Source organism: Nocardiopsis sp. CNS-639, assembly GCF_000381685.1.
Classification (GTDB): Bacteria; Actinomycetota; Actinomycetes; order Streptosporangiales; family Streptosporangiaceae; genus Nocardiopsis; species Nocardiopsis dassonvillei.
Genome location: NZ_KB906854.1, coordinates 607,506 through 632,744, shown reverse-complemented (window position 1 = coordinate 632,744; position 25,239 = coordinate 607,506). Strand labels below are relative to the sequence as shown.

The 25,239-nt window shown below is 73.3% G+C and carries 22 protein-coding genes and 1 pseudogene; 7 read left to right on the top strand and 16 right to left on the bottom strand.

From position 1 onward, the window contains the following. Window positions 1-285, top strand: a pseudogene (locus G011_RS31985) (hypothetical protein); the annotation flags it as partial. Window positions 286-342: 57 nt separating this feature from the next. Here G011_RS31985 and G011_RS0102565 read toward each other — a convergent pair. The 3 genes from G011_RS0102565 to G011_RS0102555 form a co-directional block, all read right to left on the bottom strand. After that, window positions 343-651, bottom strand: a complete 309-nt coding sequence (locus tag G011_RS0102565; protein ID WP_019607081.1) for a chorismate mutase — start codon at window positions 649-651, stop codon at window positions 343-345. A gap of 483 nt (window positions 652-1,134) precedes the next feature. After that, on the bottom strand, window positions 1,135-1,812 hold the full coding sequence (locus G011_RS0102560; RefSeq protein WP_019607080.1) for a PaaI family thioesterase: 678 nt from the start codon (window positions 1,810-1,812) through the stop codon (window positions 1,135-1,137). Between the two features lie 146 nt (window positions 1,813-1,958). Beyond that, the gene (locus G011_RS0102555) at window positions 1,959-2,396 is read right to left on the bottom strand and encodes a GNAT family N-acetyltransferase (RefSeq protein WP_019607079.1); all 438 of its coding nucleotides are present in this window, start codon (window positions 2,394-2,396) and stop codon (window positions 1,959-1,961) included. 540 nt (window positions 2,397-2,936) lie between these two features. Here G011_RS0102555 and G011_RS0102550 point away from each other — a divergent pair. The 4 genes from G011_RS0102550 to G011_RS0102535 all read left to right on the top strand — a co-directional run bounded on the left by G011_RS0102550 (window position 2,937) and on the right by G011_RS0102535 (window position 7,566). Then, complete coding sequence (locus tag G011_RS0102550; protein WP_036552145.1) at window positions 2,937-3,788, top strand: AraC family transcriptional regulator; 852 nt, start codon at window positions 2,937-2,939, stop codon at window positions 3,786-3,788. 251 nt (window positions 3,789-4,039) lie between these two features. Further along, window positions 4,040-4,915 carry an AzlC family ABC transporter permease gene (locus tag G011_RS0102545; protein ID WP_369756876.1) on the top strand — a complete coding sequence of 292 codons (876 nt, stop codon included), beginning with the start codon at window positions 4,040-4,042 and terminating at the stop codon, window positions 4,913-4,915. Continuing rightward, window positions 4,912-5,229, top strand: a complete 318-nt coding sequence (locus G011_RS0102540) for an AzlD domain-containing protein (RefSeq protein WP_019607076.1) — start codon at window positions 4,912-4,914, stop codon at window positions 5,227-5,229. Before G011_RS0102545 ends, G011_RS0102540 begins: the two co-directional genes overlap by 4 nt. 654 nt (window positions 5,230-5,883) lie before the next feature. Continuing rightward, window positions 5,884-7,566 (top strand): thiamine pyrophosphate-dependent enzyme, encoded by a 1,683-nt coding sequence (locus G011_RS0102535; protein ID WP_019607075.1) that lies wholly within the window; start codon window positions 5,884-5,886, stop codon window positions 7,564-7,566. A gap of 511 nt (window positions 7,567-8,077) precedes the next feature. On the opposite strand, the gene G011_RS0102530 is transcribed toward G011_RS0102535, so the two are convergent. Beyond that, on the bottom strand, window positions 8,078-8,983 hold the full coding sequence (locus G011_RS0102530) for a LysR family transcriptional regulator (protein ID WP_019607074.1): 906 nt from the start codon (window positions 8,981-8,983) through the stop codon (window positions 8,078-8,080). A gap of 73 nt (window positions 8,984-9,056) precedes the next feature. Here G011_RS0102530 and G011_RS0102525 point away from each other — a divergent pair, with 73 nt between their 5' ends. After that, window positions 9,057-10,037 carry a DMT family transporter gene (locus G011_RS0102525; protein WP_019607073.1) on the top strand — a complete coding sequence of 327 codons (981 nt, stop codon included), beginning with the start codon at window positions 9,057-9,059 and terminating at the stop codon, window positions 10,035-10,037. A gap of 251 nt (window positions 10,038-10,288) precedes the next feature. Here the strand turns inward: G011_RS0102525 and G011_RS0102520 are convergent, their stop codons facing one another. The 5 genes from G011_RS0102520 to G011_RS0102500 form a co-directional block, all read right to left on the bottom strand. Continuing rightward, window positions 10,289-11,215: an RluA family pseudouridine synthase gene (locus G011_RS0102520; RefSeq protein ID WP_019607072.1), complete on the bottom strand. Its 927-nt coding sequence runs from the start codon at window positions 11,213-11,215 to the stop codon at window positions 10,289-10,291. Continuing rightward, window positions 11,212-11,826 (bottom strand): signal peptidase II, encoded by a 615-nt coding sequence (gene lspA, locus G011_RS0102515; protein WP_019607071.1) that lies wholly within the window; start codon window positions 11,824-11,826, stop codon window positions 11,212-11,214. The genes G011_RS0102520 and lspA overlap by 4 nt, the downstream gene beginning before the upstream one ends. Before the next feature lie 29 nt (window positions 11,827-11,855). Continuing rightward, window positions 11,856-12,266: a TraR/DksA C4-type zinc finger protein gene (locus G011_RS0102510; RefSeq protein WP_019607070.1), complete on the bottom strand. Its 411-nt coding sequence runs from the start codon at window positions 12,264-12,266 to the stop codon at window positions 11,856-11,858. Window positions 12,267-12,509: 243 nt separating this feature from the next. Next, window positions 12,510-13,037, bottom strand: coding sequence for a GNAT family N-acetyltransferase (locus tag G011_RS0102505; RefSeq protein WP_019607069.1), 528 nt, complete (start codon window positions 13,035-13,037; stop codon window positions 12,510-12,512). A 235-nt stretch (window positions 13,038-13,272) separates the two neighbouring features. Then, complete coding sequence (locus G011_RS0102500) at window positions 13,273-13,533, bottom strand: hypothetical protein (protein ID WP_013151959.1); 261 nt, start codon at window positions 13,531-13,533, stop codon at window positions 13,273-13,275. A gap of 353 nt (window positions 13,534-13,886) precedes the next feature. On the opposite strand from G011_RS0102500, the gene ileS reads away from it, so the two are divergent. After that, entirely contained in the window at window positions 13,887-17,087 is a 3,201-nt protein-coding gene (gene ileS / locus G011_RS0102495; RefSeq protein WP_019607068.1) for an isoleucine--tRNA ligase, read from the top strand. A gap of 372 nt (window positions 17,088-17,459) precedes the next feature. On the opposite strand, the gene G011_RS0102490 is transcribed toward ileS, so the two are convergent. The 7 genes from G011_RS0102490 to ftsZ form a co-directional block, all read right to left on the bottom strand. Next, window positions 17,460-19,436 (bottom strand): hypothetical protein, encoded by a 1,977-nt coding sequence (locus G011_RS0102490; protein WP_019607067.1) that lies wholly within the window; start codon window positions 19,434-19,436, stop codon window positions 17,460-17,462. 91 nt (window positions 19,437-19,527) lie between these two features. Beyond that, on the bottom strand, window positions 19,528-20,406 hold the full coding sequence (locus tag G011_RS0102485) for a DivIVA domain-containing protein (protein ID WP_019607066.1): 879 nt from the start codon (window positions 20,404-20,406) through the stop codon (window positions 19,528-19,530). A gap of 134 nt (window positions 20,407-20,540) precedes the next feature. Then, window positions 20,541-20,828, bottom strand: coding sequence for a YggT family protein (locus tag G011_RS0102480; protein ID WP_013151955.1), 288 nt, complete (start codon window positions 20,826-20,828; stop codon window positions 20,541-20,543). Window positions 20,829-20,867: 39 nt separating this feature from the next. Beyond that, window positions 20,868-21,386, bottom strand: coding sequence for a cell division protein SepF (locus tag G011_RS0102475; protein WP_013151954.1), 519 nt, complete (start codon window positions 21,384-21,386; stop codon window positions 20,868-20,870). A 127-nt stretch (window positions 21,387-21,513) separates the two neighbouring features. Beyond that, the gene (locus G011_RS0102470) at window positions 21,514-22,242 is read right to left on the bottom strand and encodes a YggS family pyridoxal phosphate-dependent enzyme (protein ID WP_019607065.1); all 729 of its coding nucleotides are present in this window, start codon (window positions 22,240-22,242) and stop codon (window positions 21,514-21,516) included. A gap of 351 nt (window positions 22,243-22,593) precedes the next feature. Beyond that, on the bottom strand, window positions 22,594-23,313 hold the full coding sequence (gene pgeF, locus G011_RS0102465; RefSeq protein WP_019607064.1) for a peptidoglycan editing factor PgeF: 720 nt from the start codon (window positions 23,311-23,313) through the stop codon (window positions 22,594-22,596). Between the two features lie 251 nt (window positions 23,314-23,564). Next, the gene (gene ftsZ, locus G011_RS0102460; protein WP_019607063.1) at window positions 23,565-25,061 is read right to left on the bottom strand and encodes a cell division protein FtsZ; all 1,497 of its coding nucleotides are present in this window, start codon (window positions 25,059-25,061) and stop codon (window positions 23,565-23,567) included. Window positions 25,062-25,239: the final 178 nt, after the last annotated feature.

Below are 25,239 nucleotides of genomic sequence, written 5' to 3'. Positions count from 1 at the left end.
ATCGAGGCCGCTGCGGCGAAGCTGGGCCATCCGCTCATCCGTCCGGTGCGCGGGGACGAGCCCGAACCCGGGGTGGAGGTGTTCCCGTCCTGGCTGCGGCAGCGGATCGAGGCCGTCATCTGGACGTTGAAGAACCAACTCGGTCTGGAACGCCACGCCGCGCGCACCAGCGAGGGGCTGTGGGCCAGGGTGTGCCAGCGTATCTGCGCGCTCAACGCCGCGATCTGGCACAACTGGCTGGTGGGTGCCCCGGTCAAGCGGTCATTGATCGCTTACGACCACTGACCAGGACACCAAACCCCCATCAACGATCTAGCCGTGCCCCCGGTGGCCGGGACGCGGTCACGCGGTGCGGACGGCCTCCTCCTGTGCGGCGGCCAGCCCGGCGCTGATGACGCTGTCCATGATGGCGGCGAGCCGGTCGGGGCCCAGGCGCGGGGCGTGCTCGGCCATGCGCTCGACCAGTTCGCGTTCGCGCCGCATGTCGCGCCCGGCGAAGTAACCGACCGGCTTGAGCCGCTGCACCTGGGCGGCGACGAGGGCGCGGCGTTCGAGGAGGGCGGCCAGTTCGGCGTCCATCTGGTCGATGCGTCCGCGCAGCTGGCGGATCTGCTCCTGGGCGGTGGGCGGGGTGGTGCGGTGCTCGGACACGGTGGTTCTCCCTCGGGTGGGACGGTCCCGGCAGCGGGCCGGACGCGGTCGCGGTGCGGCCGTACGTCCCCGCGGATGCGCGCGGTGCGTGGAGAGCGTGTCCTGGGGCGTCGGCCGCCTGAAAACGAGGAGGAGCACCGGGCTGCTGCCCTGGTGCTCCGTTGCCGACGACCCCTGGTTCCGCCTACGTGAGAGCGGCCGACGAGGTCGTCGGCTGGCTAAACACGTGATAGCGGCGGGTCATGGGGGAGATACTACCGAATCCGCCGGTGAGGGTGCGACGGTTCCCCTGCGGAAGCCGCGTCACCCCGCGTCCGGGGCGGGCGGGCCGTGTTCCCTTCGGTCGCGCACGCGCGTGGGGAGGCTCCGCCGCAGTGGTCGATGTAGCGCTGTACGGCGACCGGCCGCGCACGCGCGGGGGCGGCCCCGCCTGTCGGCGCGGGCCGCCCCACGGTGCTCCGGCCGGGCGGGCCGGCTGACGGCTCAGCCCTGCTGGGCCTCGGTCTCGGGAATCCTGACCTGGACCATGAGGGCGGTGGCCTCGGCGGTGACCTCGCCGTGGGCGCGGATCCGTCCGGAGACGAAGACCTTGCGGCCCTCCACCCGGTCCACCTCCGCGGTGACCTCCAGCGGGGTGAACAGCGGCGTGGGCCGGCGGTAGTTCACCTCCAGCTTGGCGGTGAGCCCCGGTGTGGTCTCGACCGCGGAGACGCTGCCGACGGCCTGGTCCAGCAGGGCCGCGATCCAGCCGCCGTGCACGAGTCCGGGCGGGCCCTGGTAGACGGTGTTGAGGGTGACCTCACCGCGCAGGCCCTCGGGGGTGCGCTCCAGCAGGAGCGGCGGGGCGGCGGGGTTGGTGTCGCCCGAGACGATGTTGGTGATGGTGCCGTACTCGACGTCTCCGCTCTGGAGGTCGCGCTGGACCATGGTGCCGATCTGGCGGCGGGCGGCATTGAGCCTGCCGGTGATGCCCTCGACGGTGGCCGCGGCCTCGGCCAGGGTGTCGGTGTCGACCTCGGTGTTGGCGACGGCGTCGACGAGGTCGTGGACGCGGGCCACGAGGGAGCGCAGCTCGGCGGGGATCTGGGCCTGCTCGACCACAGGGAGGCCGAAAGCGCGGGGGTCGGGGCGCTCGGTTACCGGCTGCGTGTTGACCGTCATGTGTTCCTCGTCGGATCGGGGTGTGCACGGGCGGCTTGGGGCACCACCGTCAAACCGAATCCTACTCGGTCGTATTCCGGCGAGGCGGGGCCGTGCGGTGCGCTCCCTGTCACACGGCGCGGAGACGGGCGGCACGCTCCGCGGCGTCAGGCCAGTTCACGCACCATGTGCAGGTGCGGAATCCCCGCGTCCAGGAACTCCTCGCCGTAGGCCGCGTAGCCCAGACGCGCGTAGAAGCCCAGCGCGTGGGTCTGCGCGTGCAGCTCCACCTTGGTCAGTCCGCGCTCGCGGGCCCGCTCCTCCACCGCGCGCACGAGCGCGGCGCCGGTCCCGGTGCCGCGTCCCTTGGGCAGGACGGCCAGGCGGCCGAGGAGGCCCACGCCTCCGCCCAGGTCCACGAGGCGGACCGTGCCCACGGGGATGCCGCCGTCCAGGGCGAGGAGGTGGTCGGCGGTGGCGTCGCGCACGTCCCACTCCTCCTCCACGGGCACCTGCTGCTCGGCGACGAACACGGCCCCCCGGATGACGAACACTGCGGCGCGGTCGCGCTCGTCCCGCGCCAGGCGGATCTCGGTCGTAGTCATGCAGGCAGATTAGTCCCATGACGGGGCGAAACACGCATCGTGGGTGCCGCTCCCCGGCCACCGGGAGGCGTCCGACCGGCGCGGTCGGTGTCCGCGCCCTGTTCCCTGTGCCCGTGCTGTCGCACGGCCCGCTCCGTCCGCGGCACCCGCCGAAGCCCGAACCTCTGTCGAGGCTGGTGCCCGTGCTGTTCCCGGTTCCCGCACCGTTCCACGCACCTGTGCCGAAACCGGTGCCCGTCCTGCCTCCGGTGTACGCCTCCAAGCCCCGGGCGGCGTTTCCGGTGCCTGACACGAGGACCGCGGTCGCGGCGGCTTCCACGGAAGCGGGTGGCGGCGTTCCCGACCACGCCCGAGCACGCCCGTGACGCGGCGGCCCCGGCACCTTCACCGAAGCCCGTGGCGGCGCCCGGGTACCTCCCTCCGAGACCCGTGGCGGCGTCCCCTGCGCCTCCCCGAGACCCGTGGCGGCGTTTCCGACCGCGCCCGCGCAGGTCCGTGGCGGCCCCCGCGCGGCGCACTGCCTAACCTGGAGCGATGGGCATGCCCGGAGACGTTCACCCCCGGATCGAGGACCCGCGCGCGGAGCGGGCGCGCTACTGGCGCTTCTCGGGGCTGCCCGAGACCGAACTGCTCACCGCTCGCTTCGTCACCACCGCCTTCACCCGCCACACCCACCCCACCTACACGATCGGGGTGATCACCGACGGCATCGAGGAGTACACGCACGGGCGGGGACGTGCCCGTGTGGGGCCGGGCGGACTGGCGGTGGTCGGCCCCGGGGAGGTGCACACCGGCCACGCCGGGGTCCCCGAGGGCTGGAGCTACCGCGTGTTCTACCCGCTGCCCGAGGTGGTGTCCGACATCGCCCGCGAACTGGGCATGCGCGGGACCCCGGCGTTCACCGAGTCCGGCATCCACGCGCCGGAGGCCGCCCGGGTGCTGGCCACCGCGCACGTGGCCGCCGAGAACGGCGACCGCCTGACCGCCTCCTCCCTGGCCCGGCAGGGCCTGGGCATGCTGCTGCGCTCCCACGGCCGCGAACGGGCGGCCGGACCGGCCGGGCACGCGGCCCGCCCCGAGGTGGAACGGGCTCGGCGGATCCTGGCCGGGCGCCTGGTGGACCCGCCGACGCTGGAGGAGCTGGCGGCCGGACTGGGCATCGGCCCGTTCGCGCTGTCGCGGGCCTTCCGCGCCGTCCACGGCCTGCCGCCGCACGCCTACCTCAACCAGCTGCGGGTGGACCGGGCCCGGGCGCTGCTGGCCTCGGGTCGGCGGGCGGGCGAGGTCGCGGTGGAGGTGGGGTTCGCCGACCAGCCGCACCTGACCCGCCACTTCAAGCGCCACCTGGGGGTTCCTCCGGTGGCCTACCAGCGCGCCCTGCTCTCCACCTGAGCCGCTGGCGGGGCGGTGGCGGGACGTCCTCGGAGTCGGGGACGGCCGTCTCCGGACGATCCCTTCGCACGGGGCCGGTGCCGGTCTCCCCGCCACCCTTTCTCCTGTCCTGGCGGCCGGGGCCCTCCGGCGACCGACGGGAGCGGGCCTCGGCGACCGGCGGGCGGTCAGCGGCGGGCGGTCAGCGGCGGGCGGCGGCCCGGCAAGAACGTTCAAGACACCGCACGGTCGGCCTTCCTAGCGTGGGGCGGGTGAAATCCTTCTCCGTCCTCCGTACACCCGCGGTGCGCGACAGCGTGGGGATCGGCGTCGCCGTGGGCGCCGCCGGCCTGGCGTTCGGCACCGCCGCCGTGGCAGCCGGTCTGTCCCCGGCCCAGTCCGTCTTCATGAGCCTGTTCATGTTCACCGGAGCCTCCCAGTTCGCCCTGGTGGGGGTGATCGCCGGTGGCGGCAGCCTGGTCGCCGGGGCGGCGGGCGCGCTGCTCCTGGGCGCCCGCAACACCCTGTACGGGCTCCGCCTGGCGGACGTGCTGGGCTGGCGGGGCGCGCGGCGGGCGCTGGCCGCGCACGGGGTGATCGACGAGACCACGGCCGTGACGCTGGCCCAGCCGGACCGCGCGTCGGCGCGTACGGCGTTCGTGACGACCTACGCCGTGCTGGGCGGTTCCTGGGTGGTGGCGACCCTGGCCGGAGCACTGGCCACCGAGCGCGTGGGCGACATCAGCGCGTTCGGGCTCGACGCGGTGGGTCCGGCGGTCTTCCTGGGGCTGCTGTGGCCCCGGTTGCGGGAGGGCGGCGCCCGCACGTGGCTGATCGCGGGCCTGGGCGCGGGTCTGGCCCTGGCGTCCACCCCGTTCCTGCCCTCGGGCGTCCCTGTGCTGCTGGCCGCCTCGGCCGCGCTCGTGGCGCTGATCGGTCCCGCCGCCGGGGAGGGCGGCCCGGCCGCACCGAACGCGGAAGACGGCCGGAGCGCATCCGCCGAGGACGGCGCTCCGAGCTCAGGCACCGGGGAAGGCGCCCCGGCCGCCTTCTCCGGGGCGGGGGCTCCGGCCGCGTCCGCGGTCGACGGTCCCGTGGCTGAGGGCGACCGGAGGTCCGAGGCGGAGCGCGGGGAGGCCCGGCCATGACCCTGTGGATCGTGCTCGTCGCCACCGCCGCGGGCTGCTACCTGCTCAAGTACGCGGGCCTGGCCGCTCCGCGGCGGCTCCTGGACGACCCGTGGCTGCGGCGGTTCGCCACCGCGGTACCGCTCGCCCTGCTCGCCGCGCTGATCGCGGTGGAGGCCCTGCGCGGCGAGGGCCAGGCGCTGGCCTGGGACACCGCACGGATGGGCGGTCTGGGCGCCGCAGTCCTGGCCCTGGTCCTGCGCGCGCCCTTCCTCGTCGTGATCGTCGCCGCCGCTGCCACCACGGCGGGCCTGCGCGCCCTCGGCGTCGGCTGAGCAGCGGGGCGGCCTCCGATGATGGGGCCGCGCGACCGAACACCGGAGGTCCGCCTCCGACGAGGAGGCCGCTCCCCGCACCGCCCTTGGCCGAACACCGGGCGCGCGCCTCCGACAGGGGAACCACTCCTCGGACGCCCCTGGCTGAGCGCCGGGGCGGGCCTCCGACGAGGGGCGGACCCGGCTCACATGGGCGCTGGGCGTCGGCTGAGCGGCCCGGGGAAGTTATCCACATCCCCTACCGAAGGCCACCGCGCTGCGGTTTCCTAAAGGTGAGGAGGTGGTGGGACGTCGGAGGGCGTACCAGCCGATGACGGGGCCTGCCCGTTCTCCCGTGCGGCGCCGGGGCCAGCCCGGCCCCGGCACGGGTTCCGACCGATCGCCCCACCACGACCGTCCCCGTACACGGCGGGCGGGGAGTGCAAGTTCCCCTCCCCCTGGGAAGGAAGCCGAAGACCCTACTCGGGCGCCGGACAGCGGCGGCCCGGGACGGCGGCCTCCGGGTGGCAGCACCCGGGACGCCGCGGAGCCCACGAGGCTCGAAACGGCAGCGGCCGGTCACCACCGGCCGCACGCGCCCGGACGCGTCAGGCCCGGCCTGGACCGTTCGGACGCGCCGAGTGGACCTTGCGACGATGGAAGGACCCCGCCCCCATGGCCACAGGCGCAGCAGAACGCCCCAGCCCGCCCACCGGCACCGCCGCGCACGCGGTGGTGGGGGTGCTGGCCGCGGCCGGGATCAGACGGTGCTACACCGTCCCCGGTGAGAGCTTCCTGGAGCTCGCCGACGCGATCGACCAGCACCCGCGCATGCAGCTGGTCTCCACCCGGCACGAGAACGGCGCCGGGTTCATGGCCGAGGCCGAGGCCAAGCTCACCGGCGTCCCCGCCGTGGCCGCGGCCACCCGGGGTCCGGGAGCGTCCAACCTGGCGGTGGGCGTGCACACCGCCAGGCAGGACTCGACGCCGATGATCGTGTTCCTCGGACAGGCCGAGACCGAGCACCTGGGCAGAGAGGCCTTCCAGGAGGTGGACCTCACCGCCTTCTACGCGCCCATCACCAAGTGGTCCACCACCGTGCACCGGGCCGACCGGCTCGCGGAGGTCACCGCGAAGGCGGTCCGCGTCGCCACCACCGGCAGGCCCGGCCCGGTCGCCATCGCGGTGCCCGGCGACCTGTTCGGCCAGCGCGTGGGCCCCCAGGACCCGCCAGAACCGCCCGTGGTCCCGCGTCCGGTCCTGGGCACGGAGGCCAGGGACCGGCTGGCGACCTGGCTGGCCAGGGCGGTGCGCCCGGTGATCGTCGCGGGCGGTGGCGCCCGCGCGGCCCGGGAGGACCTGATCCGGGTCGCCGAACGCTTCAACACGGGCGTGTACGCCGCCTGGCGGCGCCAGGACGTGTTCCCCAACGACCACCCGCTGTACCTGGGCCACCTGGGGCTGGGCTGTTCTCCGCCGGTGCTCAACGCCCTGGCGGAGGCCGACGCGGTCCTGGTGGTCGGCTGCCGGATGAGCGAGACCACCACCCAGGGGTACCGGCTGCCCGAACGCGGCGGACGCGTCCGGGTCGCGCAGATCGACATCGATCCGGGGCAGCTCGGGGCCGGTACCGACCTGTGGTTCGGCGCGGTCGCCGACGCCGGGGAGGCGCTGCGCGAACTCGCCGGGGCGCCGGTCCAGGCGCCCTACCGCGACTGGAGTTCGGCCCGCCGGGTGTGGGTGGACACCGCGACGGTGCCCCCCGAGGCCGCCGGGCACACCGGTTCCCGGCTCCATCCGTGGGCGGTGGTCGCGGGGATGCGCGCGGCGCTGCCCGAGGACGCTCTGATCACCAACGACGCGGGCAACTTCGCCTCCTTCCTGCACCGGGGCTGGTGGTTCCGGCATCCGCGCACCCAGCTGGCGCCGACCAGCGGGGCCATGGGCTACGCCGTGCCCGCCGCGGTGGCGGCCAAGATCGCCGCCCCGGACCGGACGGTGGTGGCGGTGGCCGGTGACGGCGGCGCCCTGATGACCGGGCAGGAGCTGGAGACCGCGGTGCGGATGGACGCGCCGGTCACCGTGGTGGTGTTCCAGAACGGTCTGTACGGCACGATCGCCATGCACCAGGCCCGGGAGCTGGGGAGGATCGCCGGAACCCGGATCAGCGGGCCGCTGGACCTGGCCGGGTACGCCCGGTCCCTGGGTGCCAGGGGCGCGACCGCGCACACGCGTGAGGAGTTGGAGAAGGCGCTGGCGGAGGCCGTGGGGGCGGATCTGCCCACCTTGGTGGACGTGCGGACGGACCCGGAGGTGATCAGCCCGGGCGCCACCCTGTCGGGCCTGCTGAACGGTTGAGCCGGTACCGCCGAACGGCTGAGGGTTACCGCCCCGCGGGGCCGTCCGCACCACCGGTCCACCGGAACGCCGTCGTCTCTGGGCCACCGGTCACCACCGGCCCGACGGGTGACCGGGGCTGCGGGCGACCAGGTCAACGGGCGACCGGGCCACTGGCAGACTCCGGGGCAGCGGTCGCGTCCGATCGAACGGTCGCCACCGCGCCACCGGCCCCATGGCTGGCCGGGGCTGCGGGCGACCGGGCCGCAGGCGGCCTCCAGGTCGCCAGCCGTCTCCGTGCTGCCCGATCACCTCGGGGTCGCCAGTGGCCTCCGGCCGATCGCCTCGGGGGCGCCAGGCCAGCGGTCACCTCTGCGCCACCGGTCGTTTCCGGAGCGCTCAGGCGAAGCCTTGCGGACGCGCCCCGCCCCGGCGTGCACGGATGCACGGGCGCCGTACCGGCCGCCTCGGGCGGCACCGTGCCCGTGCCCCTTCATCGGACCCGAACCGTTCCGAGAAGGGGGCTGAGCACTCAGGCGGCGTAGGCGGCGGCCGCCTCGCGCAGGGCGCGCACGGTGGCGCGGATGCCCGGACGGCGGGAGGCGTCGGTGCGCCAGAACACGTACACCTGGCGCACCAGCGCGGGCTGTACGGGCACCACCCGCACCCCCTCCGGCAGGGGCCCGCATCCCAGGCGGGGCATGACGGCGGCGCCGATCCCGGCGGCGATGAGCGCCAGCTTGGTCTGGTGCTCCTCCACGTTGTGGATGACGTTGGGTTCGCCGCCGTGCGCCCGGATCAGGCCGTGCAGCCAGTCGTCGCAGATCGACCCGCGCGACCAGCTGATCCAGGGCAGGTCGAGGATCTCCTCCGGTGCGAGGATCTCCCGATGGGCCAGGGGGTGGTCGGCGGGCAGGGCGATGTCGCCGACGTCCTCCATGAGCGGGGCGCGGCTCATGCCGCTGGGCAGGTTCAGCGGCGCTCCGATCCAGTCGACGACCATGGCAAGGTCGGCGTCCCCGCGGGCCATGGCGGGCACGCTCTCGTGCGGCTCCTCCTCGTGCAGCTCCACCCGCAGACCGGGGTGGGCCTCGCGCAGGGAGGAGAGCGCGTGCGGCAGGAGTCCCCGGACGGCGGTGGGGGTGGCGGACAGGCGCAGGTGTCCGGTGACGTCGTCGCGGTGCGCCTCCAGGTCGGCCTCGGCTCGCTGGACCATGGACAGGATCCGGGAGGTGTGCTCGACCAGGAGCTCGGCCGCGTCGGTGAGGCGCACGCCCCGGCCGTTGCGCTCGACGAGGGGCTGTCCGACCTCGCGTTCGAGTTTGGTGAGCTGCTGGGAGACGGCCGAGTTGGTGACGTGGAGGGCTTCGGCGGCGGCGCTGAGGGAGCCGTGGGCCGCGATGGTGTGCAGGACCCGGAGTCGGTCGACGCTGAGCATGTAAGCAAGTCTAAGGTCTGACTTAAGTAATACGAAGTAGACCTAACACATCGTTCGGGGATAGAAACGTCCCATGTCCGCTGCCTCCACGGTCTCCCCCGTGTCCGCCCCGCCCGGCAGTCCGCGCCGCGCGCTCTCCGACTGGCGGGCCAAGTTCGTCCTGCTCTCCCTGATCTGGGGCATGAGCTTCCTGTTCATCAAGATCGGGGCCGAGGTCCTCTCCCCCATGCAGCTCGCGCTCGGGCGCATGGCCACCGGAGCGCTGCCCCTGCTCGCCGTCCTGCTGCTGCGGGGCGGCCGCCTGCCGCGCTCACCCCGCCTGTGGGGGCACATGTTCGTGGCGGCGCTGCTGCTCAACACCGTCCCCTTCACCCTGTTCGGGTACGCCGCCCAGCTCATCCCGTCCGCGCTCATGGGCATCGTGAACGCCTCGACGCCCCTGTTCGGCGTGGTGTTCTCGATGCTGCTGCTCTCCGACGAGCGGCCCGACCGCGACCGGGTCCTGGGCCTGGGCATCGGCTTCCTGGGCGTGCTCACCGTGTTCGGGGTGTGGAGGTCCCTGGGCGAGGTGGCCGTCAGCGACGGCGACGCCGTGCTGGGCATGCTGTTCGTCGTGGGAGCCACCGTGTGCTACGGGATCGGCACGCCCTACCTGCGCCGGTTCGTGGCGGGCAGCTCCCACGGCGCCCTGGAACTGAGCACTCTGCAACTGCTGCTGGGCTCGGTGCCGCTGGTGATCCTGGTTCCGCTGTTCACCGAGATGCCCACGGGCGTGACGTGGCAGGTGGTGGCGGCGGTGAGCACCCTGGGCGTCTTCGGCACCGGCGTGGCCTACATCCTCCAGTACGCGGTGGTGCGCGAGGCCGGGGCGACCGTGGCGACCACGGTCACCTACGTGGCGCCGGTGGTGGCGATCGCCGCCGGGGTCGTGCTGCTGGACGAGACCCTGAACTGGAACCAGCCACTGGGCGCGGTGGTCATCATCCTGGGCGCCGCCCTGTGCCAAGGGGTGATCCGTACCCGGTACGTGGTCCCGTCCGCGCGGAGGAGGTGACCGGAGCCTTCCGCAGGCCGGCCGTCCACAGGCCCGGGAAGGCCCTGGCCAGGGCCGAAGCCCGGTGTCAGACTGAGAACCGGGGGCGCCGCGCACCCCCCCAGGGGGTGGGGCTTCCCCCCGGTTCCAGTGTCCTTCGCCCCGCGCACGCACGGCAAGCCCTCATCCGCGCCTGTGGACGGCCTCCACACCTGTGGACGGGCCCGGGCCGGGCCGCCGGACCCCGGCGGCCCGGTCCGGGAGCCGGTCGGTCAGTCCTCGCGCAGCGTTTCGATGGCGGCGGCGAGGTCGTCCGGGTAGGGGCTGGAGAACTCCACCGGGCGGTGCTCGGTGGGGTGGTCGAAGCCCAGGCGCACCGCGTGCAGCCACTGGCGGCGCACGCCCAGCCGCTCGGCCAGGGTCGGGTCGGCGCCGTAGAGCATGTCGCCCACGCACGGGTGGCGCAGGGCCGACATGTGCACCCGGATCTGGTGGGTGCGGCCCGTCTCCAGCTTGATCTCCAGCAGGCTCGCGGCCCGGAAGGCCTCCTGCGTGTCGTAGTGCGTCACCGACGGGCGCCCGCCCGCGACCACGGCCCAGCGTCCGTCGCCCGCCGGGTGGCGGTCGATCGGCGCGTCCACGGTGCCCCGGAGTGGGTCCGGGTGCCCCTGGACGAGCGTGTGGTAGTGCTTGTCCACGGTGCGCTCCTTGAACGCCCGCTTGAGCACGCTGTAGGCGGTCTCGCTCTTGGCGACCACCATCAGGCCGGTGGTGTTGGCGTCCAGCCGGTGCACGATGCCCTGGCGCTCGGCGGCGCCACTGGTGGCCACCTGCACTCCGGAGGCCAGAAGGCCCTCCAGGACGCTGGGACCGGTCCAGCCCACGGTCGGGTGGGCGACCACGCCGACCGGCTTGTCCACCACGATGATGTCGGTGTCCTCGTGCACGATCCGCATGCCCGGCACGGCCTCGGGACGCGGCACGGGGGCGGTGGGCGGCGGCGGGAGGGTGACCTCCAGCCAGGCCCCCGCGCTGACGCGGTCGGACTTGCCCGCCTCAGAGCCGTCGACCAGGACGCCGCCGTCACCGATGAGCTCGGCGGCGCGGGTACGGGACAGGCCGAACATCCGGGCGATGGCCGAGTCGAGCCGGTCGCCCTCCAGCCCGTCGGGCACGGGCAGGCTTCGAACGTCGCTCACTGGTCCCTCCCTCCGGTCCTCTCGTCTCCGGCGGCACCGGTCCCACCGGCGCCTCCGGCGTCCTCTCCGCCCTCGGCCGAGGCCTTCTTGGTGTCGCGGTCGTCCTCGATGAAGGTCCCGTCCAGGTTGAGTCCCTTGAAGGTCAGCGCCACCACCAGGCAGGCGCCCACCACCACGCAGGAGTCGGCGATGTTGAAGACCGGGAAGGTCCCCACGCTGATGAAGTCGACGACCGCGCCGTGGAAGGGGGCCGGGTCGCGGAAGAAGCGGTCCACCAGGTTCCCGGCGGCGCCGCCCATCATCAGTCCGAGCGTCACACCCCACCACACGCTGCGCACCCGCAGACCCATGTAGCCGATGACGAGGACCACGATGCTGGCGATGCAGGTGAACACCCACGTGAAGTCGGTGCCCATGGAGAAGGCGGCGCCCGTGTTGAACACCAGGGTGAACTGGACGAAGTCGCCGATGACGTCGAGGTACTCGCCCTCGGCGAAGGTCGCCAGGACCCACTCCTTGGTGAGGAAGTCGACGCCGATCGCGGCGAGCGCGACGAGCAGCAGGAGAAGGTACCTGCGCGGACGCGCGCCCGTCTTGTCGGTCGTGGTCATGTTCCTGTCCCCGGAGGGCTCTACCTCAGTCAGCGACGCTCCTCGCGCTGTTTGCAGGCGACGCACAGGGTCGCGCGCGGGAAGGCCTGAAGGCGCGCCTTCCCGATGGCCTGCCCGCATGAGCCGCAGACCCCGTAGGTCCCCGCGTCCATCCGTTCGATCGCCCGCTCGCCCTCGGCGAGCAGGTCACGAGTATTGTAGGCCAACGCCAGATCCTGTTCGCGCTGGAAGGCCCTGGCCCCGGCGTCCGCGCTGTCGTCCCCGGCCCCCTCCACGGGGTCCTCCAGCAGCTCGGTGAACTCGGCCTCGACCTCCCCGAGCTCCCGCTTCGCCGCGGCGACCTCCTCCTCCAGGCGCCCGCGGACGGCGGCGACCTCTTCCGCCGTCCAGGGGTCCTCCCCCGGCAGAACCGGCAGCCGGGCGGCGTCGGTGGCCTTCATCGCAATCCCTCCAGACGGCTCGGCACCGGTCCCGGAGTCCGCCGGAGCGCGGACTCTCCCCCCTGGGCGGTACCACGAGTGGTGCCGGCAGCCTAGGCAATCCGCCCGGACAAGGCAAAGATCCGGGAGGACGCGCCTTCCGCCCGGTCACGGCTCCGACCTGCCCGGACGCTCCCGGCACGGGGTAGGGGCGTCCTCGGCTCCGGGGCACGGAGCCCCGGGCAGCACACCTGACCGGCCCGGTCAGAACCCCCTCCGGTAGCGCAGGCGGGGCAGGACCGCGCCGTTGAGGGGCCCCTCCTCGGTGACCGCCCCGTCGGCCTCCCAGCCGTGCGCCGCGTAGAAGCGACGGGCGCGCGGGTTGTCCCGGAGCACCCACAGGACGGCCTCGCCGTACCCCGCCCCGGTGACGGACCGGTGCACCTCGGCGATCAGGCGCCGATTGACCCCGCTCCCCCACGTCTCGGGGACGGAGAAGAAGGCCTCCAGCTCGCACGGCCCGGCGGTGCCGTCCGCCCCCTCCCCGCCCTCCTCGACGGGGGCGAAGCAGGCGAAGGCCACCACCCCCGCGCCGTCCTCGGCGAGCAGCAGCTCCGCTCCCGGCCGGGCCGCTCCGGCGATCCAGTCCGACCACCGGGCGCCCCGCTCCGCGGCGTCCATGGCGTCGAGGTAGTCCTGCGGGACGATTCCCGGGTAGGCGGCCCGCCAGGAGCGGACCTCCACGTCGGCGACGGCAGGACCGTCCTCGGGCACGGCGGTACGTATCAGCATGGGACGCATCCTCGCGCTTCCACCGGCCCGCGCCCAACCGGTTTTCCGTCCAGCACACGAGACCCTTCCAGCGCACGCGATCCGCTGAACCCGCCGGACCAGCGCGCTCCGCCCGTCCCGCCCGGCTCACCGAGCCCGTCCGGTCCCGACCCGCGAGAGCCACGGGCTCCGCTCACCCCGACCAGCCCGCGCGCTCCGCCCGTCCCGCTCACCCGCCGGGCCGGGGCGCCGCACCTCACTCCGCGAACGCGAAACCGCCGTAGTCCTCGGCCAGGGCCGCCAGGTGGGGCTCGTCGAACACCGCCGGACCGCCGTGCGGCCCGGTGTGCACCTCGATCACCCAGTCCACGTCCTCGGCGTCGTCCTCGCCCGCGAGCATGTCGCGGTGCACCAGGCACGGCTCGTACCCCTGCTCCAGGAGCTGGTCGGCCAGCTCCTCGGCGTCCTCGCGGTCCGCCATCGTCACCAGCACGGCGCCCCGGACGTCCTCAGCCACGGCGGCCCTCCCCCGAACGAGCGGCGGGGCCCTCCCCGCTGCGTTATCCTGACCTCAGGTGTCGATGGGGACGAGTAGCGCTGGCCCCGACCGGACGCGCAACAGCCTAGAACGGCTGGACCGTCCAAGCGACCCGGGGGCGGTGCGAGCCCGGGGGCACGACCAGCGCGAAGATCACCCCGGAGCCGCCGGAGGAACGGACGCGCCGCGTCCCAGTAGAACCGGCACAGCGCAACGAAGAGGGATCCGCCGCCCGCCGCTCAGCGGCGCGGCCGCGGTCCAAGGAGGGTGGTACCGCGGGGCCGCACGCCTCGTCCCTCCGTCAGGAACACACCTGATGGAAAGGTACGACGGTGGCCAACGACCCCCGGCCCGAATCCCGCGCGCTGCCCCAGCTGCCCGCGCAGATCGACCTGCCCGCCATGGAGCGCGAGATCCTCGGCCGCTGGTCGAAGGAGAACGTCTTCCAGCGCTCGCTCGACCAGACCCGCGGCGGCCCCAACTGGGTCTTCTACGAGGGCCCGCCCACCGCCAACGGCCAGCCCGGCGTGCACCACGTCGAGGCCCGCGCCTTCAAGGACGTCTTCCCGCGCTTTCGCACCATGCGCGGCTACCACGTGGACCGCAAGGCGGGCTGGGACTGCCACGGCCTGCCCGTCGAGGTCGCCGTGGAGAAGGAGCTGGGCCTGTCCGGCAAGAAGGACATCGAGTCCTTCGGCATCGCCGAGTTCAACGACCGCTGCCGCGAGTCCGTCCTGCGCAACGTGGACGCCTTCACCTCCATGACCGAGCGCATGGGCTACTGGGTGAACATGGACGACGCCTACCGCACCATGGACCCCCAGTACGTGGAGTCGGTCTGGTGGGCGCTCAAGCAGATCTGGGACAAGGGGCTGCTGGTCCGCGACTACCGGATCAGCCCCTACTGCCCGCGCTGCGGCACCACGCTGTCCGACCACGAGCTCGCCCAGGGGTACGAGACCGTCACCGACCCGTCGGTGTACGTGCGCTTCCCGGTGACCTCGGGCCCGCTGGCCGCCGCCGAGCACCCCACCTCGCTGCTGGTGTGGACGACCACCCCCTGGACGCTGGTCTCCAACACCGCCGTGGCCGTGCACCCGGACGTGGAGTACGTGGTGGCCACCGACGGCCAGGAGCGCCTGGTCGTGGCGCGCCCGCTGTTCGAGAAGGTCCTCGGCGAGGGCTGGGAGCTCACCGGCGAGAGCTTCGAGGGCGACGAGATGGAGCGCTGGACCTACGAGCGCCCCTTCGACCTGGTGCCCTTCGACGAGCCCGCCCACTACGTCGTGCTCGCCGACTACGTCACGGTCGAGGACGGCACCGGCCTGGTGCACCAGTCGCCCGCCTTCGGCGCCGACGACATGGTGGTGTGCCGCGCCTACGGGCTGCCCGTGGTCAACCCGGTCCGGCCCGACGGCACCTTCGAGGCCGACCTGCCGCTGGTGGGCGGGGTGTTCTTCAAGGAGGCCGACAAGACGCTGGTGCGCGATCTGCGCGATCGCGGCCTGCTCTTCCGCCACGTCAGCTACGAGCACTCCTACCCGCACTGCTGGCGCTGCCACACGGCGCTGCTGTACTACGCGGTGCCGTCCTGGTACATCCGCACCACCGCGGTCAAGGACGAGCTCATCGCGCAGAACCAGGCCACCCACTGGGTGCCCGAGAACGTCAAGGAGGGCCGCTTCGGCGAGTGGCTGCGCGGCAACGTCGACTGGGCACTCTCGCGCAACCGCTACTGGGGCACCCCGTTGCCGATCTGGGAGTTCCCCGACGGGCGCCAGATCTGCGTGGGCTCCCTGGAGGAGCTGGGCCGCCTCAGCGGGCAGGACCTGTCCTCCCTGGACCCGCACCGCCCCTACGTCGACGACATCGTCATCCCCGACCCGGACGCCGACCCCTCCCTGCCCGAGGAGGAGCGGGTGGCCCGCCGCGTCCCCGAGGTCATCGACGCCTGGTTCGACTCCGGCTCCATGCCCTTCGCCCAGTGGGGCGCCCCGCACCAGAACGAGGAGACCTTCCGGGAGAACTTCCCGGCGCAGTACATCTCCGAGGCCATCGACCAGACCCGCGGCTGGTTCTACTCGCTGCTGGCGGTGAGCACCCTGGTGTTCGGCCGCAACTCGTTCGAGAACGTGGTCGTGCTCGGCCACATCCTCGCCGAGGACGGCCGCAAGATGAGCAAGCACCTGGGCAACGTCATGGAGCCCATCGCGGTGATGGACCGGCACGGCGCGGACGCCCTGCGCTGGTTCATGCTGGCCAGCGGCTCGCCGTGGACCGCCCGCCGGGTGGGCCACGCCGCCCTGGAGGAGATCGTCCGCAAGGTGCTGCTGACCTACCACAGCACCGTGTCGTTCTTCACCCTGTACGCGAACGCCGGTGAGGGCTGGGACCACTCGCTGCTGGACTCGGCGCCCGCGCCGCAGGACCGGCCGCTGCTGGACCGGTGGCTGCTCTCGGAGCTCAACGAGGTCGTCCGCGACGTCACCGAGGCGATGGACACCTTCGACACCACGGCCGCCGGGCGCCGCCTGACCGCGTTCGTGGACGACGTGTCCAACTGGTACGTGCGCCGTTCCCGCCGCCGGTTCTGGGGCGGGGCAGCCACCCCCGAGGGCGCCGCGGCGTTCGCGACGCTCTTCGAGGCCCTGGAGACCGTCACCCTGCTGATGGCGCCGATCGTGCCGTTCCTGACCGACCACGTGTGGTCGGCGCTGCGCCGCCCGGGCGCCCCGGACTCGGTGCACCTGGCCTCCTGGCCCGAGGTGCGCGAGGACCTGATCGACCCCGAGCTGTCCCGGAACATGGCGCTGACCCGCCGCCTGGTGGAGCTGGGCCGCTCCGCCCGGGTGGACTCGGCCGTGCGCACCCGCCAGCCGCTGGCCCGCGCCCTGGTGGGCGCCCCGGGCTTCGCGGACCTGCCCGAGCAGCTGCGCGGCCAGGTCGCGGACGAGCTGAACGTGGCCTCGCTGGACTCGCTGTCCTCGGTGGGCGGCGACCTGGTGGACTTCACCGTGAAGCCGAACTTCCGGGCGCTGGGCAAGCGGTTCGCCAAGCGCACCCCGCTGGTGGCCAAGGCCGTCCAGGCCGCCGACCCGGCCGAACTGGTGCGGCAGGTGCGCGCCACCGGCTGGGCGCGGGTGCACGTCGAGGACGAGCCGGTGGAGGTGAGCGCCGACGAGCTGCTGGTGACCGAGCAGCCCCGCGAGGGCTGGGCGGTGGCATCGGAGTCGGGTGAGACCGTCGCCCTGGACCTGGAGCTCACGCCGGAGCTGCGCCGCGCGGGTCTCGCCCGCGAGATGGTCCGGATGCTCCAGGAGGCCCGCAAGCGGAGCGGGCTGGAGGTGTCGGACCGCATCGAGGTGTGGTGGACGGTCACGGACGAGGCGACCGAACTGGCGCTCGCCGAGCACGGCCAGGCGATCGCCGCCGAGGTGCTGGCCGACTCGTTCGTCGCCGGTGAGCCTGGCCGGGAGCTGCACACCGCCTCCTCGGAGGAGTTCGGTGTGACCTTCGGGTTCCGCAAGGCCTGACCGGAGGCCGCGGCCGGAGCGGCCCGGTCCGTCCGCCTCCCGCGGATGGGCCGGGCCGCTTTCCGTTCCACGGCGGCGGGTGCGCGGGCCGCGATGACCGCCGGGCGTCCGGATGGTCGAGCCGCGCACGCGACACCGTCCGGCACCGCTGTGGGGTCGGTCCGCAGCCGAGGTCTGTGGTCGCCCTCCCCGGCCCTGGGAGGGCGTTCAGCGCGCGGGGGCGCCGCACCGTTGTGATCCGAGCAGCCCCGGTCCGCACCGACACCGGATCACGCGCGGGAAGGCCGCTGCACGCCCGGTGACCGGTGGATGCCGGATCCGGCCGTCAACGCGCGAGGGCGCCGCTCCGATGAGCGGCGCCCTCGTCGGGTCTCAGCGCTTGGTGTCGGAGGCGTCGTCGTGGGAGGCGCGGTCGGCGGTGTCCCGCGCCCCGTCCCCGTCCGGACCGTCCTCGGCACCGTCTGCGGGGCGTTCCGCACGGGCGGCGGAGTCGGCCTCCCCGGTGTCCCCCTGGTCGGGCTCGGCTGTGGCCGGGACGTCTCCGGCCCGCGCACCGTCCTCCTCCTCGTCCCCGCCGCGGGGGACGCGGTAGGAGAAGGCGCCGCCCCCTCCTGCGTCGGAGTCGGCGTCCTCGGTCCGGTCGGCGTCCGCGGCGCGCTCGTCGGCCTCGTCGTCGGTCCGGGCACCGTCCCCGGTACTGTCCGCCGCCTCGTCGGTCCCGGCGTCATCGGGGCCGCCGTCGGGGGCTCGCTCCTCCTCCGGCTCGGAGTCCGCGGAGATCACCGGGAGAACGGCCGTCTCCGAGCCGGGAGCGTGTCCGTCCTCCGGCTCCGACCCTCCGGAGACCACCGGGAGGACAGCCGTCTCCGGGCCGTCCCCGGCCGCCCCGGGCTCACTCTGGGCCTGCTCCGTGGCGTGCGCCTCCAGGGCGTCCTCTCGGTCGTCGGCGGGCTCGGAGTCCTCGTCCGCTTCCTCCGGACGCTCCGCGGCGCGCGCCTCCGCGGTGTCCCGGGCGTCCTCGTGGTCAGCGGCGGGCACGGACGCCTCGCCGGGCTCAGGGGTCCCGGCGGTGGCCATGTCCTCGCCGGGCTCCTCCGCGTCACCCTTCTCGGGGGCGTCCGCGGAGGGCGCGTCGTCGATGTCCTCCTCCACCGCGTCCCGCGCGGCCCGGGAGCCGTCACCGGGCGAGGAGGCGTCCTCGGCGGAGGAGACTCCGGGAACGTCGTAGGCGAAGGCCCCGCTCTCCTCCTCGTCGGACCGGTCCCCGTCGTCGCCGTCCTCCGCGAAGGCGTCCTCCTCGACGGTTCCCTCAGCGGCCGACCGTCCGGGGATGTCGTAGGCGAACGAGGCCCTGTCCGAGGTGCCGGTCCCCTGAGTGCCGTCCCCGTCGCTGTCCTGGTCCCCGTCCCCGGGAACGTCGTGGCCGGAGGGGGCCGCGTCCCGGACCGCGCTCCCGGAGTCGTCGTCCCCGTGCCCGGGGAAGTTCTCCTCCACGGCCTGCGCCGGACGGGGGATGCTGTAGACGAAGGGCTCCTCGGAGGCGAACGCGGAGCCGCCCCGCTCCCGACCGCCGTGCTCGTCGGGGGCGTCCGTGAAGGACGCGTCGTCGATGTCCTCCTCGACCGCGTCCTCCCCGAACGGGGGGCGGTCCTCGGCGGAGGGGCCGTCATCGGCCGGGGGCGTGCGACCGGGAATGTCATAGGCGAAGGCTGCGCCGGAGGCGGCGGTGCGCTCGCCGGTTCCGTCCCCCGTGTCGGGTCCGTCCTCGGCGGTGGTACCGCTCGGCTCGTCCCGCTCCGCCCTCGCGGCGGTGTCGGCGGCGCCGGTTCCGCTCTCCCAGGGCGCCGGGGCGCGGAGCGGCCGCTCCTCCTCGGAGGACGCCCAGGAGGGGATCGGTCCGGCGTGGGGAGCGGAGGGGGCGGCGTCGTGCGCCGCCGTGTCCGGTTCCGGCCAGTCGTGGGCCGTGGGGGTCTGCCAGCGGGGGACGTCGTACTCGGGTTCTCCGTGACCGGCGTCCTCCGCGACCGGAGTCGGCCAGGCGGGCCGCTCCGGGACATGGGGCTCCCGCACCGGCTCGGAGGCCGGTGCGGGTACGCGCCCGGGGTTCTCCGACTCCACGTGTGCGATGGGCACCGCCGATGCCGCGGTGGCGGCCATGACGGGGACGGACGCCTTCCCCAAACCGTCCGTCCGATCCGGTCTGCCCCCGCCGCCGGACCTTCCCTGGAGCAGCGCCCCCAGTAGGAGGAGAACGCTGACGCCCGCCAGTCCCAGTGCCACATACACCAGGACGGTCTCGGCGAACACCAGGGCGGCCACGATGACGGCGATGGCCGTCAGCACCGCCACGGTTGCGAGGATGCTAAGGATCACGGGTCGACCAGGACCTTTACACGTGTTGTGCCGGAGTCTTCAGTTGTTCGAGCGGATGCCGAGGTGATCAGCGGCGCTCGTGCGGCTCGCCCGGGTGGAACCCGCCGTGCTGGGCCGGCTCGGGCTGCCCGAACGGGTTGCCCGTGGGGCCGTGCTGGAGCGAGGGCGTTGCGCCGGTCTGCGGAGCCATGGTCTGGAAGCCGCCCGTGGTGTTCGGGTTGTTCAGCTCCTGGGCCTTCTCCTCCTCGCTCTTGAGCTCGCGCAGCTGGCGCTCGAAGTAGTCCTTGAGGCGGCTGCGGTACTCACGCTCGAAGTCCTTGAGCACGTTGACCTTGTGCTCCAGCTCCTCGCGCTGCTGGACGAGGCTGCCCATGACCTGGCGGTGGCGCTCCTGCGCGTCGCGGTCGAGGTTCTCGGAACGGGCGCGGGCCTCACCGATGATCTGGTCGGCCTGGCGGCGGGCCTTGCCGAGGATGTCCTCGGACTCGTGGCGGGCGCGGCCGAGGGTCTCGTCGGCCTCGCGGCGGGCGTCGGAGATCGCCTGGTCGGCGGTCTGCTGCGCGAGGGCCAGAACACGGGCGGCCGTGTCCATGTTCTCCTCGCCGCCCATGCCCATGCCGGGACCGGCCATCTGCATCTGCTGCTGCTGGACCGGGGGCTGGGGCTCGACGGCCTGCGGAGGCTGCACCGGCTCGGGGCGCATCTGCTCGTGCTGCGGCTCGGGCGCCTGGTCCTGCTGCTGGAAGTCCTGCATGCCGGCGTTGGGCACCTTGCCCCGCAGGCACTCGGCCAGCTTGCCGCGCAGTTCCTCGTTCTCCTGGATCAGGCGGTCGAGCTCGGACTCGACCTCGTCGAGGAAGGCGTCGACCTCTTCTTCGTCGTATCCCGGTCGGAGCCGGGTGGTACTGAACTGCTTGTTCCGCACATCGGCGGGTGTCAGCGGCATGTTCGTCTCCTTGGCGCGCTTGGAGTCTGTCCGTAGGGACGCTACATGATCGTGACCTTACGGCAATCCAGATCATGACCAAGACCACATAGCGGAATCCGGGGCGGTTCCTTCCGCCTACGTCTACTCTCCTGCTAGGCGAAGCTCCCGAGCAGTGCGATCAAGATGTAGACGCCGAAGAAGAGCACCAGGACGCTCAGGTCGAGCGCGATGCTCCCCAGGCGTACGGGCTTGATGAACCGACGCAGGAACCTCAGTGGCGGGTCGGTGATCGTGTACACGATCTCAGCGATCACGAGCACGAACCCCGTGGGGCGCCACGATCTGGAGAAGGACTGCACCATCTCCAGGATCACCCTGGCCAGCAGCACGAAGACAAACAGCTGCAGGATGATGATCAGCACGGACAGGACGGTACTCACGGTCGTTCCTCGACCCAATCTCTGGACAAATGTGACGTTCTAGCTCTGATTGAAGAACCCTCGCTCGGCGATCCGCGCCTTGTCCTCGGCGGTCACCTCGACGTTGGCCGGGGACAGCAGGAACACCTTGTTGGTGACGCGTTCGATACTGCCATGCAGACCGAAGATCAGACCAGCCGCGAAGTCGACCAGACGCTTGGCGTCGCTGTCGACCATCTCGGTCAGGTTCATGATCACCGGTGTACCCTCTCGGAAGTGCTCTCCGATGGTACGCGCCTCGTTGTAGGTACGCGGATGGAGCGTGGTGATCCGCGCGAGGTCGGCGGTGGAGGCGGTCGCGGTCGTGCCACCGCGACCTGAGCCCAGGTAACCGCCGGTGTCCATCACGTCGCCTCGCGCTTCCTCGCCGGGCGGGGCGTCAGCGTCGCGTTCACGCTGCTCCTCCACCCCCTCGTCGAAATCGTCGAACTCATCATATTCGTCCGCATAGCGGTGATCGTAACGGTCGTCCTCCACGAGGCCGAGGTAGACCGCCATCTTGCGCATCGCGCCGGCCATCTCATGTCCTCCGTCGTCCCCGCGGCCTTCACCGCAGCCGACTCCTTCGCACTGTCCCGTCCGCTCTCGGGGAGAGCGTCCATTCGGGCGAACTCCACAGACGGGTTCCAAGGTCTATGTGGGGACATTACCCCACGATCGGTCCCCGGTTGCCGAGCAACGCCGTACCGAGTCGCAGGTGTGTCGCGCCTCGCTCGACCGCCGCCTCCAGGTCCCCGCTCATGCCCGCGGACACCACCGTCGCCCGAGGATAGCGATCGCGGATGCGGGCCGCGACCTCCTGTAGACGCGCGAAGGCGGCCGAGGGATCGCCCTCGCGGGGGGCGACCGCCATGACCCCGCCCAGCGCGAGCGCCTCGTGCTCCTCGATCCGCGCCGCGAGTTCGAGCGCGTCCCCGGGGTCGACGCCCCCGCGCGGACCGATCACCCCGGCCCTCGAGTCCTCGTCGAGGTTGACCTGGACGAGGCAGGTCAGGCTCCGTCCGGCCGCGGCGGCGCGCTCGCCCAGTGCCCGGGCCAGCCTGGCGCGGTCCACCGAGTGCACGACGTCGGCGTAGGAGGCCACCGACCGCGCCTTGTTGGTCTGCAACTGGCCCACGAAGTGCCAGGTCAGGCCGAGGTCGGCGGTCTCGGCGGCCTTGGGCGCCGCCTCCTGGTCGCGGTTCTCGCCCACGTCGGTCACCCCGAGTGAGGCGAGAATCCGCACATCGGAGGCCGGGTGTGTCTTGGTGACGGCGACCAGCGACACCTCGTCCGGGCTGCGGCCGGCCTTGGCGCAGGCCGCCTCGATCCTGGCCCGCGCGGCGGCGAGGTTGGCGCGGACCTGCTCGACGCGAGCCGGGTCTGCGTGTGTCACGGTGCTCCTTCTTTCCCTGGGACGGATCCCACTCGCTGTCCTTCCTACACCCCCCTCACCCCGCGTGCCCCGGACCCCGGGGACGCCGGGCCCGTCGGGGGCCGCGCGTGAGGCGGTGTTCTTCGGGCCTCCGCTTCGCTTCGTCCCACCCGTCGCCCGCCAGCACCCTCAACGGACGCCTACGACGCGGTCCTGCTCGTGTCCGGGCACCCGGAGAACGGGGAGCCTTCGGCGCCTACGGCGGGGGCCGGGAGACGGATCCGACCGGGAGGCGCGCGGGTGCCGCGGAGGCGGGGAAACCGGGTCGTCCCGGTGGTTCCACGGCACCATCCTGGTGGCCGGGTGCGACGTTCAAGCGCGCCAGAGGAAGGCGGCGAACCTGCCGGTCGGCGCCTGACCACGGTGGGAGAACAGTTCGGGGCTCTCCAGGGTGCAGCGGCCGTCGGCCCGGATGTCGGTGACGCCCGCCCGGCGCAGCTGGGCGGTGACGGCGGCGCGCATGTCCACTCCGGCGGTGCCCCGGCTCGTGGTGCAGGCGGCCTCGGGTACCCCGCGCGCGGTCTCGTCGCGCACATGGGGCGGGACCTCGTAGCACCCGCCGCAGATGGCGGGGCCCAGGAAGACGGTGATCCGGTCGGCGCGGGCGCCCTGGTCGGCCATCGCCGCGACCAGGTTGGCGGCCACACCGTTCGCGGTGCCCAGTCGGCCGGAGTGCGCGGCGCCCAGGACGCCCGCCTCGGCGTCGGCGGCCAGGACCGGCAGGCAGTCGGCGGCCATCGAGGCCAGGACCAGGTCGGAGCGGGTGGTGACCACCCCGTCGCAGGTGCCCGCGCCCCCGGGGCCGGTGGCCACGAGGACGTCGGCGCTGTGCACCTGGTTCATCCACACGACCCGATCGGCGTCGAACCCCAGGTCGCGGGCGGCGATCTTGCGGTTGGCGAGCACCGCCTCGCGTTCGTCCCCCGAGCCCAGGCCCATGTTGAGCGAGTCGTAGGGCGGGGCGCTCACTCCCCCGTGCCGTTCGGTGACGGCCGCGCGGACCCCGTGGCCCAGGTCGATGACGTTGCTCATCCGGTGGTGTTTCCTCCCCGCTCCTGACGGAGGGGGAACCCCGGGCCGCGTCGCCCGGAGGGCGTTCGGGGCCGGTGGCCGGTACCGGCCGTGTTCCGGCTCCGGCGCGGACTCCTCGCGGGAGCGGGCTCCCGCGGGGCCCGTCTCGCCATCCCCCCGGTCCAGGACACTACCACCGCCCGAACCGCCCCGGACTGGGCGGAGACCACCCCGAAGCGGCGACGACCCCGGCCCTGGGGCCGGGGTCGGAGCTACTTCAGGAACTCCGGCACGTCGAGGTCGTCGGGGTCGTCGAAGATGACCCGGCGCCGGGGCGTGGGCACGTCCCCGCGCCGCTCGGCGGTGGCGTCCGAAACCGCGTGGATGTGACCCGCGTGGCCGCCCTCACGCGCGGCGGGCTCCTCCTCGGCCGGAGCGGGCTCCTCTGCGCGGACCGGCTCGGCGGTCTCGGCCTCCGCCTGGAAGGCGGACGTGCCGTGGGGCGGGGTCTGCTGTGCGGGGCCCGGCTCGGCCGGAGCGGCCTGGGTGTACTGCTCCTGGTGGGCGGGCTCGGCCTCGACCGGCTGCTGGACCGGCGGAGCCTGGGTCGCCGGCGGCGTCCACTGCGGCTCCGGGGCGGGCTCGGCCGGACGGGACGGTGTGATCCACGGCATGTTGGCGGCCGACGCCCCGCTCGCGTCCGCGGAGGCGGGCGCCGCCGGAGCGGTCCTCTCCTCCCTGCCGGACGTGATGCCTGCCTTGGGGGCGGCGGCCTCAGGAGGGTCCACCGGCTGGCGCTCCCGCACCACCGGGATCACTCCCTCCGGCTCGTCGAAGCCGGCCGCGATGACGGTGACCCTCACCTCGTCGCCCAGGGCGTCGTCGATGACGGCGCCGAAGATGATGTTGGCCTCGGGCGCCGCCGAGTTAGCGACGAGCTGTGCCGCCTCGTTGATCTCGAAGAGCCCCAGGTCGGAGCCGCCCTGGATGGACAGCAGGACACCGTGGGCCCCGTCGATACTCGCTTCCAGCAGTGGTGAGGAGATCGCCATCTCCGCCGCCGCGACCGCCCGGTCGTCCCCGCGCGCCGACCCGATGCCCATGAGCGCCGATCCCGCCCCGGACATGACCGACTTGACGTCGGCGAAGTCCAGGTTGATCAGTCCCGGCGTGGTGATGAGGTCGGTGATGCCCTGCACACCGGACAGGAGTACCTGGTCGGCGGCCTTGAAGGCGTCCAACACGCTGACCTGGCGGTCGGAGATGGACAGCAGCCGGTCGTTGGGGATCACGATGAGGGTGTCGACCTCCTCGCGGAGCATCGCTATCCCCGACTCGGCCTGGGTGGCCCGCCTCTTGCCCTCGAACCCGAAGGGGCGGGTGACCACGCCGATGGTCAGGGCGCCCAGGGATCGGGCGATGTTGGCCACGACCGGGGCGCCCCCGGTTCCGGTTCCACCGCCCTCACCGGCGGTGACGAAGACCATGTCGGCCCCCTTGAGGACCTCCTCGATCTCCTCCCGGTGGTCCTCGGCGGCCTTGCGGCCGACATCGGGGTTGGCTCCGGCTCCGAGGCCGCGGGTGAGTTCGCGCCCGACGTCCAGCTTGACGTCTGCGTCACTCATCAGCAGCGCCTGGGCGTCAGTGTTGATGGCGATGAACTCGACGCCCTTGAGCCCCTCTTCGATCATTCGGTTGACGGCGTTGACACCGCCGCCGCCGATGCCGACGACTTTGATGACCGCGAGGTAGTTCTGCGGTGCTGCCACGACGAGGGGCCTTTCCGCTCGCTTACGCCGTTCCGCCGCCGCGTCCGGTGGCTGTGTGCCACCGGAGGCGCCTTTGGTCCGGCATCCGGTTCTACAGTGTGCGTTTCGGGTTCCCCGACGGGTCGTCCACGACGCCGTGACCGGGGGACCCCGGACCGCCGGAGCCTCCGTCCACCCG

Excerpts from the sequence above, each read along its gene's own strand:
- G011_RS0102560 (WP_019607080.1), bottom strand. The coding sequence starts at position 1,812 with ATGACGGTCAACACGCAGCCGGTAACCGAGCGCCCCGACCCCCGCGCT.
- G011_RS0102555 (WP_019607079.1), bottom strand. The coding sequence starts at position 2,396 with ATGACTACGACCGAGATCCGCCTGGCGCGGGACGAGCGCGACCGCGCC.
- G011_RS0102550 (WP_036552145.1), top strand. The coding sequence starts at position 2,937 with ATGCCCGGAGACGTTCACCCCCGGATCGAGGACCCGCGCGCGGAGCGG.
- G011_RS0102540 (WP_019607076.1), top strand. The coding sequence starts at position 4,912 with ATGACCCTGTGGATCGTGCTCGTCGCCACCGCCGCGGGCTGCTACCTG.
- G011_RS0102535 (WP_019607075.1), top strand. The coding sequence starts at position 5,884 with ATGGCCACAGGCGCAGCAGAACGCCCCAGCCCGCCCACCGGCACCGCC.
- G011_RS0102530 (WP_019607074.1), bottom strand. The coding sequence starts at position 8,983 with ATGCTCAGCGTCGACCGACTCCGGGTCCTGCACACCATCGCGGCCCAC.
- G011_RS0102525 (WP_019607073.1), top strand. The coding sequence starts at position 9,057 with ATGTCCGCTGCCTCCACGGTCTCCCCCGTGTCCGCCCCGCCCGGCAGT.
- lspA (WP_019607071.1), bottom strand. The coding sequence starts at position 11,826 with ATGACCACGACCGACAAGACGGGCGCGCGTCCGCGCAGGTACCTTCTC.
- G011_RS0102510 (WP_019607070.1), bottom strand. The coding sequence starts at position 12,266 with ATGAAGGCCACCGACGCCGCCCGGCTGCCGGTTCTGCCGGGGGAGGAC.
- G011_RS0102505 (WP_019607069.1), bottom strand. The coding sequence starts at position 13,037 with ATGCTGATACGTACCGCCGTGCCCGAGGACGGTCCTGCCGTCGCCGAC.
- G011_RS0102485 (WP_019607066.1), bottom strand. The coding sequence starts at position 20,406 with ATGCCGCTGACACCCGCCGATGTGCGGAACAAGCAGTTCAGTACCACC.
- G011_RS0102475 (WP_013151954.1), bottom strand. The coding sequence starts at position 21,386 with ATGGCCGGCGCGATGCGCAAGATGGCGGTCTACCTCGGCCTCGTGGAG.
- pgeF (WP_019607064.1), bottom strand. The coding sequence starts at position 23,313 with ATGAGCAACGTCATCGACCTGGGCCACGGGGTCCGCGCGGCCGTCACC.